Here is a 12,037-nt window from a genome sequence, read left to right as displayed (position 1 = left end):
AGTAATTTATGCGCTGTGAAGACACATTTTTAATAAAAAATAAATTAGGCTTACACGCCAGAGCGGCAACGGTCCTTGCGCAATTAGCTGTGCAGTTTGATGCTAAAATCACCTTACACCAAGATGATAAAGAAGCCGCAGGCGACAGCGTATTAGCTTTAATGCTACTTGAAAGCAGTAAAGGTAAAGAAGTTAAAGTAGTCTGTGAAGGCCCTGATTCAGAGCAAGCTTTGCATGCGGTTGGGCAATTAATTGCACAACGATTTAACGAACAAGAATAATTTAAAGCACCATAGCCTTATAAGTTAAAGACTTATCTGGCCAGACTATAGAGATTTAGTAAATTAGGGTATTCCGACTCGCCTAATTTAGTGCTTTAATTTAGGCTAATAAAGCCATGCCCCTGCTAAATTTGGTTACTTAATTTTAAACACTAATTTAGTCCCAGCATTGGGTTTAGCACAAAAAATAAAGAAAATAACAGTGGGCAACTCCACTTACTAAACACCTTTCCATTACACAAAAATATTTAGGATGCCAATGCCAGAAGCGTTTGAACAAGACTATCCACTACAGCAACTAAAACAAGTGACTAAATCACTTAATAGTGGGCAATTTGTTCAAGTAAGACGCATGCTAGCAAAAACAGCACCTTGTGATACAGCACTGCTGCTTGAATCCTCTCCGCATAAAATTAGACGCATGCTTTGGCAACTGGTTGACCCAGATGTGCAAGGGGATGTGCTAGAAGAGCTCTCTGAAGATGTACGTTTAGGTATCATTGCACAAATGGAACCTGAGCATATTGCCGCGGCCACTGAGGATATGGGCCACGATGATTTAGGTGAAGTCCTACGTAGCCTACCTGATACCGTGTACAAAGATGTGGTTAGCGCTATGGATACGCAAGACCGCGAACGCGCTACACAGGCCTTATCTTACCAAGAGCGCTCTGCAGGCGCGCTAATGAACACCGATACGGTGACCATTCGCCCAGACGTTACACTTGATGTTGTGCTGCGTTATATTAGGCTACGCGGTGAGCTGCCAGAGGGCACCGATGATTTATACGTTGTTGATAAACATAACTGTTTTTTAGGTGCATTATCACTTAGTACACTGTTAACTAATCCGCCTGAAAAAATTGTTCAAGATTTAATGGATGAAGACTGTGAGTCTATCCCTATTTCGATGGATGAAAGTGAAGTTGCTCAGTTATTTGAGCGCCATAACTGGATATCGGCCCCTGTAGTCGATGATAACGCCCACTTGCTTGGGCGTGTCACCATTGATGATATTGTTGATGTTATTCGTGAAGATGCAGAGCACAGCTTATTAAGCCTTGCCGGTCTTGATGATGAAGAAGACACCTTTGCACCTGTTTTAAAAAGCTCAAAAAAACGCTCAGTATGGCTTGGCGTTAACTTACTCACAGCCTTAGCTGCCGCCTTCGTGGCCAGCTTTTTTGAAAGCACCTTAGATATATTACCTATTTTAGCTGTACTCAATGGCATTGTTCCCTCAATGGGTGGTGTAGCAGGTAGCCAGTCTTTAACTCTGGTTATTCGCGGTATTGCCGTAGGCCATATTAACCAAACTAACCAACGATTTTTAATGGCTAAAGAGCTGGCGATAGGCGCATTAAACGGGGTTATTTGGTCAATACTTATAGCCAGTGTAATTGCGCTTTGGCAATGGGATTTTATGCTTGGCGGCGTGCTAGCATTTGCGATGTTTATGAACCTAGTAGTGGCTGGTGTTGCTGGCGCATGTATTCCTATTTTATTGAAAAAAATGAATATAGACCCTGCACTTGCCGGTAGTGTTGTACTTACAACGGTGACTGATATTGTCGGTATTTTTGCCTTTTTAGGCACCGCAACGTGGCTACTTATTTAGCAACCTGAGCTCAGGTTAAGTAGCCACTACACACTAAAACATATAATTAAATTGGTGAGCCCGGTGGCATTGGTAAACCACTGAAGTTTTCAGGCCACTTACCTACTTTTAAAAACTGTTTTATTTGCTCTGCTAAATACTGTTTAAACGCGCTTTCTCCTACACTGGTATTACTTAACATTGAGTTTTGATTGTACTCTTTGCTTAATTTTACCAAGTAGAAACGTAACTGCGCCTGCACCTCTGGGCTTACCTTGTCGCTAGTGACTAAATCAGCCATATTTTTTGCAGTTAAAAATTGCACCCGCTGGGTGATTTTGCCTTTCATTGTATTAGGTGATGACACATTAAACACCTGGCTGTAAAGCTGCTCTAACAGCTCATCTAAGCTGTAAAAATTAGAATTACGTACTTGTTGTTGAGCTAAACGATTTAAACGCTGTGGGTTTAATAATAACGATAAACTATGCTGCGCAGCTACTTCTGGCAAGGCCATCGCATCAAGTGTTACACCCGTACGCCCTGTTATGCTTTCACGCGATTTAGACTCGCCATACGCTTTTGGCGGAATAAGCGCTAACACCGACTCAGGCAAAATTAAATTAGCCGGTTTTAATGTTGTTAAAATAGCACTAAGCGCCGCTTGCTGCTGCGCTTTTGCAACCACTTGTGCGCCCTTAGCAGGTGAGTCGTTACGTGTTTCGTATTCGTAGTTAACCCCCGCAATTAGCTTAACTGCAGCCTCTACTTGATAGCGATGAAATAAATAAAGCGGCACGAGTTTTTCTTCTAACTGCGAGAGTGCATCGCCCGTTTTAATGTTGTTAATACCAAATTGCGAAAGCGCTTTTTTACGTACATCAAGCACTCTAAGTAACTCTTGCGCTGGGTTAGTACCGTTATCCCATAAGTGCGCTGTAGGGTGTGCCCCGCCCTTTGCGCGTGCGTCGCTATCAGATATAAACTCAAGGCCCTTCGTTTTGTTCTCTTTTAATATTGCTGCAAGCTCAGCACTTTCATCTTGATTAGTAAAGTCGCTGTAACCATATTTAATAACTTGGGTATCCCATACGCCCATACCGCTTGCATAGCCGCGGGTTACATCAAGCTCGCCTTGCTCGTTAAAGCTAAGTAATGGGTGCGGGTAATCCATAACCGACGCTCTATCCCCCACCGAGGCTGCAAAGTTATGTGCAATGCCCAGCGTATGGCCAATTTCGTGTGCACTTAACTGGCGAATCCTATCAAGTGCCATTGCCTGTAAGTTTTTAGCCGGCTCGTTACCTTTTAAATAAGGCGCACCGAGGGCTTCTGCAATTAAAATATCTTGGCGTACACGCAATGAGCCTAGTGTTACATGCCCTTTGAGTATTTCGCCGGTACGAGGGTCTATAACAGAGCTTCCGTAAGACCATCCACGTGTAGCACGATGCACCCACTGAATAACGTTATAGCGAATATCCATAGGATCAGCATTGCTCGGCAATACTTTGACTATAAATGCGTTTTTATAGCCTGCTGCGCTAAAGGCATCATTCCACCACTTACCGCCTTCAAGTAACGCGCTTTTAACCGGCTCAGGCACGCCAGGGTCTAGGTAATAAGTAATGGGCTCTACGGGTTCACTAATCGGTAAACTTGGATCTTTTTTAGCTAAGCGATGACGCGGTATATAGCGCACAAACATAGATTCACCAAGGGGGGCTGCATAGTCTTTATGCTCAATGCTCCAATACCCTGATTGCGGGTCAAATTTACGTGGCGTGTATTTATCATCAGGTAATTTAATAAGTGAGTGGTGCATATGTACAGTAAGTGCGTATGCATCGGCGCTTACTTGGCGCACAAATTTACCTGGTTTAGTACCCTTAAACGTTAATACTGCTTCAAGCTCGGTATTTTTTACAAACGCTTTTGAGCGATTAATATACACAGCGCTGCGTGATTCATCAAGGCTAAAGCTGCCTTGCTTGCGCGCTGCAAGCGTACGGCTTACCCCGTGCACATCGCTTAATAAATAAGGTGTGTAATCAATCAGGAGCGTTTTTTCGCTTTGCGCTACCACTTTAAAGCCCGCTAAAATACTGGATGCAAAGGCCTCTTTAATACTTTGCTGCTCAGCTTTGTTAGTGGTATTAGCGCGATAATATGTATTAAGCGCGCGCAACATTACTTTATCGCCAAAACGCTCAAACTGAACTAAATGCGTGTTACCAAGTTGGCCTCTATCTAAGCCTATATCATTCGAGCCAACTCCATAGGGTAAGCTTTGCTGAAGCAAAAATTGCTGCTCTAATTTATCTACTTTTAAAAACACTTTGCCGTTTTGAGTATCGTAGTAAAACGAAAAGTACCCAGGAAAGTGATTCATTTGCGCAGTAAATTCATCTATAGGCTTAATTGCTGCGTGCGCTTGGGTTATCATAGAGCACAGCACAGTAAAGAATATGTAACTTATTAGTGGTATTTTTTTCATAATCTTATCTTTGTTATTGGCGTTTTAAGTACAATTAGGTGGCACCATTATTACAGTGCTATTTAAACAATACAGGTATTTAAGACGAAATTCAGCGCACTAAGTTAATCTCTCTCACATTTAGATTAGCTAGTACACGTTATCAGGAAAATAGAATGCGTAGACTCCCACCAGTATTACTAGAAGACGGTTGTCCTAGAGAACTTTTATCGTTAATTAGAACCATTTTAGCAGCATGTAAAGAAATTTCGTTTCGTGTTGGCCAAGGTGCGCTTTCTGGCGTATTAGGCTCAACGCTTGATGAAAACATTCAAGGTGAAACCCAAAAAAAGCTCGATGTATTATCTAATCAGCTTTTAAAAGATATTTTACTGGAGTCTGGGTCAGTTAAAGCCATCGCCTCAGAAGAGGAAGACTACACAGTAGCTGGCAACCAAGAAGCTAAATACATTGTGGCGTTTGACCCGCTTGATGGCTCATCAAATACCGATATTAACTCGCTAGTGGGTACTATATTTTCAATTATGGAAGCCCCAGAAGGCTCAGATGCCGCCGATCAAAGTATATTTATGCAGCCAGGCCACAAACAAGTTGCTGCAGGTTACGTGCTTTACGGCCCATCAACTATGCTTGCACTTACTACAGGTAAAGGCACACGCATGTTTACGCTAGATAAAACCCAAGGTAGCTTTTTACTAACACAAGACTTTGCCACTATCCCTGCTGATACAAACGAATTTGCCATTAATGCGTCAAACCAGCGTCATTGGCAGCCAGCAATGCAAAACTATATTAATGACTTACTCGCTGGCGATACCGGCCCACGTGCTAAAAACTTTAACATGCGCTGGATTGCCGCTATGGTTGGCGATGTGCACCGTGTACTTAGCCGTGGTGGTTTATTTACCTACCCAACCGACACCAAAGATGCAAACAAACCTAATAAGCTACGTTTACTGTACGAAGCCAACCCCATGGCTATGCTAGTTGAGCAAGCAGGTGGTATCGCCTCTACGGGTACTGAGCGTATTATGGATATTCAACCCGATGCAATCCACCAGCGTGTGGCGGTAATATTAGGCTCTAAAAACGAAGTAGAAACGTGCTTGGGATATCATAAGTAAATTAGTTGCTATTGCCGGCACAGTAAGCTGTAAAAATAATGACCTTGTGGGTTTTACCTGCAAGGTTTTTTTATGCCTAAATTATATCTGTTGATTTAATAAAATATTTTAGGGGCTGTTTAATATTGATAAGTGCTAAAAACAAAAAACCCAGCATAAGCTGGGTTTTTACAATTCTGAAAGAAAACTAAATTACTTGATTTTAGCTTCTTTGAAAATCACATGTTTACGAGCCTTAGGATCGAACTTTTTGATTTCCATCTTTTCAGGCATGTTACGCTTGTTTTTGTCGGTAGTGTAGAAAAAACCAGTACCAGCAGTTGAAACTAAACGGATTTTATCGCGCATGATTCAGTTCCTTAAACTTTTTCGCCGCGAGCACGGATATCTGTAAGTACCGCGTCGATGCCTTTTTTATCGATAATACGCATACCTTTAGTAGTAGTGCGTAGTGTTACAAAACGTTTTTCACTTTCAACCCAAAAACGGTGTGTTTGTAGGTTAGGTAGGAAACGACGTCTAGTCGCGTTTCTCGCGTGTGAACGGTGATTACCAACCGTTGGACGCTTACCTGTAACTTGACATACTTTAGACATGTCTATATATCTCCAATAACTTCGCTCGAGCTTAATTTAACCTAAGGCCATGTATTTGTGCCCTAGATAAATCGAAGGGCGCTCTTTATACAGCTTTTACAGGCAAAGATCAAATACTGATCTATCCAACCAGCTCATATGTAAATTTGATAGCGGCTAATTATAAAGATCGAATGCCCTTAGGGAAAGTAAAAACTGCATTTAAATTAAACTAATTTGCTAAAACCGTCCAAACCGCTCATTTTTAACACACTTATTCATCAAGCAACCTTAAATCAAGCCTCGCTGTGCAAAAGAAACACACGTTTCTCCTCCCACAATGATGTGATCAAGCACATTTATGTCTACTAATTGCAGTGCTTGTTGTAATTTATTAGTGATAAGTTTGTCTGCTTGGCTTGGTTCGGCAATCCCGCTTGGGTGATTGTGTGCCAAAATAATGGCCGCAGCATTATTTTTTAAGGCCGCTTTTAGAACTTCTCTGGGGTAAACGCTGGCTGAGTTTATCGTGCCATAAAACAAAATTTCGTCTTTTACTAAACGGTTTTGGCTATCAAGATAAAGCACCATAAACACTTCTTGCTGTAGCCCGCGCATTTGCAGCGTTAAATATTCATACACCGCATTTGGTGAATTAAACACCGCATCGCGCTGGCAACGCTCCTGCATGTAACGCTGGCTCAGCTCAAGCACCGCTTGCAATTGCACATATTTTGCCATCCCTAACCCTTTTTGTGCGCAAAACTCATCTTGGCTGGCGTTAAATAAATTATGCAATGTTTTGTTTTCGTTAAGCAGGTGCTGTGCAAGCTCAATCACATTCATACCGGGTAAGCCCGTACGCAAAAATATCGCTAATAACTCAGCATCGGTCAATGCTTTAGGGCCTTTTGCAATGAGTTTTTCACGTGGGCGAAGTGAGTTAGGTAACGATGTTAATTGCATTATTCATCCTTGATGATTAAAAAACAGTCTTATAACTGTAATGCAATTTTTAAAATTAGCCTGATTATTTAATCCTAAAAACTTAGCTCAAAGCACAAAGATTTGTTATTTTAGCCTGCATATACACTCAAGCAAAAAACACTCATGACTAACTTAACAAACAAAAAAATCGTACTTGGCATCACCGGCGGCATTGCGGCCTATAAATGTGCCGAGCTCGTTAGGCGCTTAAAAGAGGCAGGTTGCGAAGTAAAAGTAGTTATGAGCGAGTCAGCTAAACATTTTATAACCCCATTAACCATGCAAGCGGTGAGTGGTGAAATGGTGTCTGATTCATTACTTGACCCCTCAGCAGAGGCCGCAATGGGCCACATAGAATTTGCCAAATGGGCTGATTTAATTTTGGTCGCGCCTGCAACGAGTAATACCATTGCCAAAATGGCCGCCGGCATAGCCGATGATTTACTTACCACGCTATTACTGGCAACCCCAGCAAAAGTAGCAATAGCCCCAGCAATGAACCAGCAAATGTATGCACACCCTGCAACACAAGCAAATTTAGCCACTTTAAAAGCACGTGATGTACTTATTTGGGGCCCTGGCAAAGGTGAGCAAGCCTGTGGCGATGTAGGAGCTGGGCGTATGCTAGAGCCGCATGAGCTTGTGGCTTTGTGCACTGCCACAGAGCAGCCGCAATTATTAGCAGGTAAAACCATTACAATTACGGCAGGGCCAACCCGCGAGCCGCTTGACCCTGTACGTTTTATTTCTAATCACAGCTCTGGAAAAATGGGCTTTGCCCTGGCTGAGGCCGCTTTAAAGCTTGGCGCTCATGTCAATTTAATTTCAGGGCCTGTCACTATCAAAGCCCCTGTTGGCGTTAATTTAATAAACATTGAAAGCGCTGAGCAGCTATTAAATGAGTCATTAACCTATGCCCCACTCTCTGATGCTTTTATTGGCTGTGCAGCCGTAGCCGATTATAGAGCGGCGAATGTAGCGACTCAAAAAATGAAAAAACAAGGCGATGAGCTTACCCTCACCCTTGTTAAAAACCCCGATGTTATAGCCGCCGTGGCAAACTTAACGCAAAACCGCCCTTACACTGTGGGTTTTGCTGCTGAAACGCAAAATGTGGAGAGCTATGCAAAGGGTAAACTTAAAAATAAAAATCTCGATATGATCTGCGCTAACGATGTATCGCAAAGTGGTTTAGGGTTTAATTCCGATCACAATGCTTTAACACTTTACTGGCAAAATGAGCAGTTAGCACTTGCGGTAAATAGTAAAACACGCATTGCTCTTGAGGTAATTAAACAACTTGCCAAGCAACTATAAAGTGCTGGAAACAAACTGAATAAAACATTAACATAAGCCACTCATTTGAACAAAAAATGATTAGCAGCTAAAAATAACAAATAAAAAAGGAAGGTTCATGCCTGCGACAAAAAGAAGTAATCGCAAAGAGCAAATACTGCAAGCCCTCGCGCAAATGTTAGAAACCAGCCCAGGACAACGGATTACAACTGCAAAGCTTGCTGCTGAAGTGGGCGTGTCTGAAGCTGCGCTTTACCGTCACTTTCCAAGTAAAGCACGCATGTTTGAAGGCCTAATAGAGTTTATCGAAGACACGCTTTTATCGCGCATTAACCTTATTTTAGAAAACGAAAAAGAAAGCCAAACACGCGTTTATAATATTTTGTTGTTGCTACTAACGTTTGCAGAAAAAAACCCAGGTATTACACGCATACTTACCGGCGACGCCCTACAAGGCGAGCAAGAGCGTTTACGCGAACGTGTACAAGGGCTGTTCGAAAAGCTAGAAACGCAATTTAAACAAGTACTGCGCGAGCGCAAACTTCGTGAAGGTAAAACTTTTCAAAGCGATGAACTAACCCTTGCTAACTTTTTACTAGCCTATGTTGAAGGTAAAATGAACCAGTTTGTGCGCAGCGACTTTAAAGTAAAGCCAAGTTCGCAATTTGAAAAACAATGGCCTGAACTACAAAAAATTTGGTTATAACCTTACTTTATTATTTTACCGTTAGCGCTAGTTTTTCGCGCTAACGTTAACCCTTTCGTCCCTTTTCTTATACCGCTTATCTGATCCGCTCGAAATATAAACCAAACTCGCTACAATACTTATTACATTAAAAGTACTGTGAAAAACGAGAATCAATAATGAAAACAACGCTCACCTTTTTAAGCTCAGCACTGCTTGCAAGCTTAGCGAGCCCGGCTGCTTGGGCTCAAAAGCCATTAGAATTTAAAGACGTATTCGATTTTAAATACGCAAAAAGCACCCAACTTTCAGATGATGGTAAAATCCTCAGCTTTAGTGTTAAACCCTACCGTGGCAATGCAAATGGGCAAGTTTATGACTTAACAACAAACTCCCTCATTAGCACCGTGGAGCGCGGCACCAAGCCCGTTATTAACAAAGCGGCTAATTGGGTGGCATTTACACAAGTACCCACTCTGCTTGAGCAAGAGACCAGCGAGAAAAAGTCATCACTTAAAAACAACCTCATTTTAGTAAATACCCAAACCGGCGAAAAACAGCAATTTGCCGACGTAAAAGACTATGTTTTAGGTAACAATGGCCAGTGGCTTGCTTATCGAGTTGATAAAAAAGCAGAAAAAGACACACCTACTGAAGATAACAGCGAAGAAAAAAGCGCTATCACACCAGATAAAAAAGATAAAAGCTTTGAGCTAGTAATAATAAACTTAAAAAACAGCACCACCCACAGCTTAAATAATGTATTTAGTTATGCGCTAAGCCCAAGTGGCGCACAGCTACTTGCCAGCCAAAGCTTTAGTGATGGCAACAACAATCAGCTTGTACTGCTTGAACTTAATAATAACTTTGCGCAAAGCGTATTAATTGATGAGCCAGGCGTGGTTGCACAATCAATTAGTTGGCACCCTGATAAAGAAATAGCCGCATTTAACCTCGGTAACTACGTAAACGATGATGAGCGTCGCAGGCAATACTCTCTAAAGCTTTGGCAAAATAACACCCTTAGCACCATCGACTCCCCTAATAAAGAGTGGGTAATAGGTAAAACAGCATCGATTAGCTGGTCTGAAAATGGCGAGCGCTTATATTTTGAAAACCACCCAAAGCTGGCCGCTAAAATAAAAGCAAAAGAGTACACCGACGAAGCATCACTGTATGACTTTGACACGATTCGTGAACATAAAGCGCTAAACGTGTGGCACAACAACGATGCCCAAATAAAACCACGAGAAGAACAACAGTGGAACAAGGTTAATAAAAATCGCCATTACAGCGCTGTTTTTCATTTAAAAAGCCAAAAAGCAGTACAACTAAGCAATGAAAAAGTCAGCGATTTAGCGCTTAACACTAATCGTAGCCAAAGTGTATTAGGCTATTCTAACCAAGCCCACCTAGAAAAAATTATGTACGGTGGCTTTTTTGCCGACTACTACAGCATAAACATCAATACTGGTGAGCAAACTCCCATTATTAAAAACTCACCGTTTACACCAAGCCTTGCGCCTAATGGGCGCTACGCTGCATACTTTGCACAAAGCCAAGTACAACTTAAAGATTTAAAAACCAACAAAGTTACCGCCCTTAGCAAAGCTATTAATGCCACGTTTGCCGATGACAAACACGACTATCCATCACCGCAACCTGGCTATGGGTTTGCCGGTTGGTTAAATAACAGCAGCCAAGTATTGGTTTATAGCAAATACGATATTTGGGCGTTTGATGTCAACACTCAACGCGCTGAGCGTTTAACTAATGGTAAACCAAGCAATACGCAATATCGCGTTATTAAGCTTGATAAAAACCACGTAGGCTTTGCCCAAAACGATACATTACTTGTATCAGCCGTTAACTTACAATCAAAGCAACGTGAAGTAGCCAAGCTTGATTTAGCCTCACAAACGGTTACTAACGTATTGAGTGGCAAAAAACGTATTGATGTAGTTAAAAAGGCAAAACATGCCGATAAATACCTATTTACCGAGCAAACCTATCATCAGTTTCCTGATTACTACCAAAGCGACTTTAACTTTACAGCACCTAAAAAAGTTACCAACTTAAACCCACAAATGGCGGATTTTTCCTGGGGCGAAAAGCCAGAGCTAATTAGCTACAAAGGCTTTGATGGCGAAGACCTACAAGGGGTATTAATTAAACCAGCAGGCTACAAAAAAGGCGATAAAGTGCCCGTTGTTGTGTATTTTTACCGCTATATGAGCCAGCGCATGTATGATTTTCCTAAAATGGAGCTAAATCATCGTCCTAACTTCCCTATGTTTACCTCAAATGGTTATGCAATCTTTTTACCTGATATTCGCTTTGAAATAGGCCACCCAGGTAAATCGTCAACGCAAACCATGATCAACGCCACGCAAAAGCTTATAGACCTAGGCATTGCCGACCCTGATAAAATAGGCCTACAAGGGCATTCATGGGCAGGTTATCAAAGTGCGTTTATGATCACTCAAACAGATATGTTTAAAGCGGTTGTATCGGGCGCGCCGGTATCAAACATGACTAGCGCCTACAGCGGCATACGTTTAAAGTCGGGCCTTGCGCGTCAATTTCAGTACGAAACAGGACAAAGCCGCATAGGTAAAAATTTATTTGAAGCACCCGAGCTATACATCGAAAACTCACCAGTGTTTTTTGCCGATAAAGTAAATACCCCTATTTTAATTATGTTTGGAGACAAAGACGACGCAGTGCCTTGGCACGAAGGCGTGCAATATTACTTAGCCCTGCGCCGTGCGGGTAAAGACGCCACCTTTTTACAATACGAAGGTGAACCACATCATTTGAAAAAGTTTCCTAATCAGGTCGATTTTTCAGTGCGTATGATGCAGTACTTTGACCATTACTTAAAAGGCAAGCCAGCAGCTAAGTGGATGACAGAAGGTGAACCGTTCGTTGAAGAGTAAAACCCATTCGCAATAACACTTAGTTAAGGAGTAGGTTTAAATACTAAAAAAGCCGA

Annotated in this window: 10 protein-coding genes; 6 read left to right on the top strand and 4 right to left on the bottom strand. The window is 42.0% G+C overall.

Annotation, left to right across the window (positions count from 1 at the left end):
• Positions 1-8: 8 nt before the first annotated feature.
• Together MTF68_RS08450 and mgtE are read left to right on the top strand one after the other, a co-directional pair.
• Positions 9-281 (top strand): HPr family phosphocarrier protein, encoded by a 273-nt coding sequence (locus tag MTF68_RS08450; RefSeq protein ID WP_004589081.1) that lies wholly within the window; start codon positions 9-11, stop codon positions 279-281.
• A gap of 259 nt (positions 282-540) precedes the next feature.
• The gene (mgtE, locus tag MTF68_RS08445; RefSeq protein ID WP_004589080.1) at positions 541-1,899 is read left to right on the top strand and encodes a magnesium transporter; all 1,359 of its coding nucleotides are present in this window, start codon (positions 541-543) and stop codon (positions 1,897-1,899) included.
• Positions 1,900-1,945: 46 nt separating this feature from the next.
• On the opposite strand, the gene MTF68_RS08440 is transcribed toward mgtE, so the two are convergent.
• Entirely contained in the window at positions 1,946-4,375 is a 2,430-nt protein-coding gene (locus MTF68_RS08440; RefSeq protein ID WP_248462232.1) for a zinc-dependent metalloprotease, read from the bottom strand.
• Positions 4,376-4,530: 155 nt separating this feature from the next.
• Between MTF68_RS08440 and MTF68_RS08435 the strand changes: the two genes are divergently transcribed.
• A complete protein-coding gene (locus MTF68_RS08435) occupies positions 4,531-5,499 on the top strand; it encodes a class 1 fructose-bisphosphatase (protein WP_248462231.1) in 969 nt (322 codons plus the stop codon).
• Between the two features lie 192 nt (positions 5,500-5,691).
• Here the strand turns inward: MTF68_RS08435 and rpmG are convergent, their stop codons facing one another.
• The 3 genes from rpmG to radC form a co-directional block, all read right to left on the bottom strand.
• Positions 5,692-5,847, bottom strand: coding sequence for a 50S ribosomal protein L33 (gene rpmG, locus MTF68_RS08430; RefSeq protein WP_004587947.1), 156 nt, complete (start codon positions 5,845-5,847; stop codon positions 5,692-5,694).
• Positions 5,848-5,858: 11 nt separating this feature from the next.
• A complete protein-coding gene (rpmB, locus tag MTF68_RS08425) occupies positions 5,859-6,095 on the bottom strand; it encodes a 50S ribosomal protein L28 (RefSeq protein WP_004587946.1) in 237 nt (78 codons plus the stop codon).
• Positions 6,096-6,365: 270 nt separating this feature from the next.
• Positions 6,366-7,040 carry a DNA repair protein RadC gene (gene radC / locus MTF68_RS08420; RefSeq protein ID WP_024033348.1) on the bottom strand — a complete coding sequence of 225 codons (675 nt, stop codon included), beginning with the start codon at positions 7,038-7,040 and terminating at the stop codon, positions 6,366-6,368.
• A 144-nt stretch (positions 7,041-7,184) separates the two neighbouring features.
• On the opposite strand from radC, the gene coaBC reads away from it, so the two are divergent.
• The 3 genes from coaBC to MTF68_RS08405 all read left to right on the top strand — a co-directional run bounded on the left by coaBC (position 7,185) and on the right by MTF68_RS08405 (position 11,981).
• Positions 7,185-8,378, top strand: coding sequence for a bifunctional phosphopantothenoylcysteine decarboxylase/phosphopantothenate--cysteine ligase CoaBC (coaBC, locus tag MTF68_RS08415; RefSeq protein WP_004587944.1), 1,194 nt, complete (start codon positions 7,185-7,187; stop codon positions 8,376-8,378).
• 97 nt (positions 8,379-8,475) lie between these two features.
• On the top strand, positions 8,476-9,063 hold the full coding sequence (slmA, locus tag MTF68_RS08410) for a nucleoid occlusion factor SlmA (RefSeq protein WP_004587943.1): 588 nt from the start codon (positions 8,476-8,478) through the stop codon (positions 9,061-9,063).
• A 158-nt stretch (positions 9,064-9,221) separates the two neighbouring features.
• Positions 9,222-11,981, top strand: coding sequence for a prolyl oligopeptidase family serine peptidase (locus MTF68_RS08405; protein WP_248462230.1), 2,760 nt, complete (start codon positions 9,222-9,224; stop codon positions 11,979-11,981).
• Positions 11,982-12,037 lie beyond the last annotated feature (56 nt).

The sequence above is a fragment of the Pseudoalteromonas sp. 2CM37A genome (genome assembly GCF_023161885.1).
GTDB classification, from domain to species: Bacteria; Pseudomonadota; Gammaproteobacteria; order Enterobacterales; family Alteromonadaceae; genus Pseudoalteromonas; species Pseudoalteromonas atlantica.
This window is presented reverse-complemented; position numbering and strand designations above follow the sequence as displayed.

What these genes read in the sequence shown, in the direction of transcription:
- MTF68_RS08440 (WP_248462232.1), bottom strand. Translation starts at nt 4,375, where the DNA reads ATGAAAAAAATACCACTAATAAGTTACATATTCTTTACTGTGCTGTGC.
- rpmB (WP_004587946.1), bottom strand. Translation starts at nt 6,095, where the DNA reads ATGTCTAAAGTATGTCAAGTTACAGGTAAGCGTCCAACGGTTGGTAAT.
- MTF68_RS08450 (WP_004589081.1), top strand. Translation starts at nt 9, where the DNA reads ATGCGCTGTGAAGACACATTTTTAATAAAAAATAAATTAGGCTTACAC.
- rpmG (WP_004587947.1), bottom strand. Translation starts at nt 5,847, where the DNA reads ATGCGCGATAAAATCCGTTTAGTTTCAACTGCTGGTACTGGTTTTTTC.
- radC (WP_024033348.1), bottom strand. Translation starts at nt 7,040, where the DNA reads ATGCAATTAACATCGTTACCTAACTCACTTCGCCCACGTGAAAAACTC.
- coaBC (WP_004587944.1), top strand. Translation starts at nt 7,185, where the DNA reads ATGACTAACTTAACAAACAAAAAAATCGTACTTGGCATCACCGGCGGC.
- mgtE (WP_004589080.1), top strand. Translation starts at nt 541, where the DNA reads ATGCCAGAAGCGTTTGAACAAGACTATCCACTACAGCAACTAAAACAA.
- MTF68_RS08405 (WP_248462230.1), top strand. Translation starts at nt 9,222, where the DNA reads ATGAAAACAACGCTCACCTTTTTAAGCTCAGCACTGCTTGCAAGCTTA.
- MTF68_RS08435 (WP_248462231.1), top strand. Translation starts at nt 4,531, where the DNA reads ATGCGTAGACTCCCACCAGTATTACTAGAAGACGGTTGTCCTAGAGAA.
- slmA (WP_004587943.1), top strand. Translation starts at nt 8,476, where the DNA reads ATGCCTGCGACAAAAAGAAGTAATCGCAAAGAGCAAATACTGCAAGCC.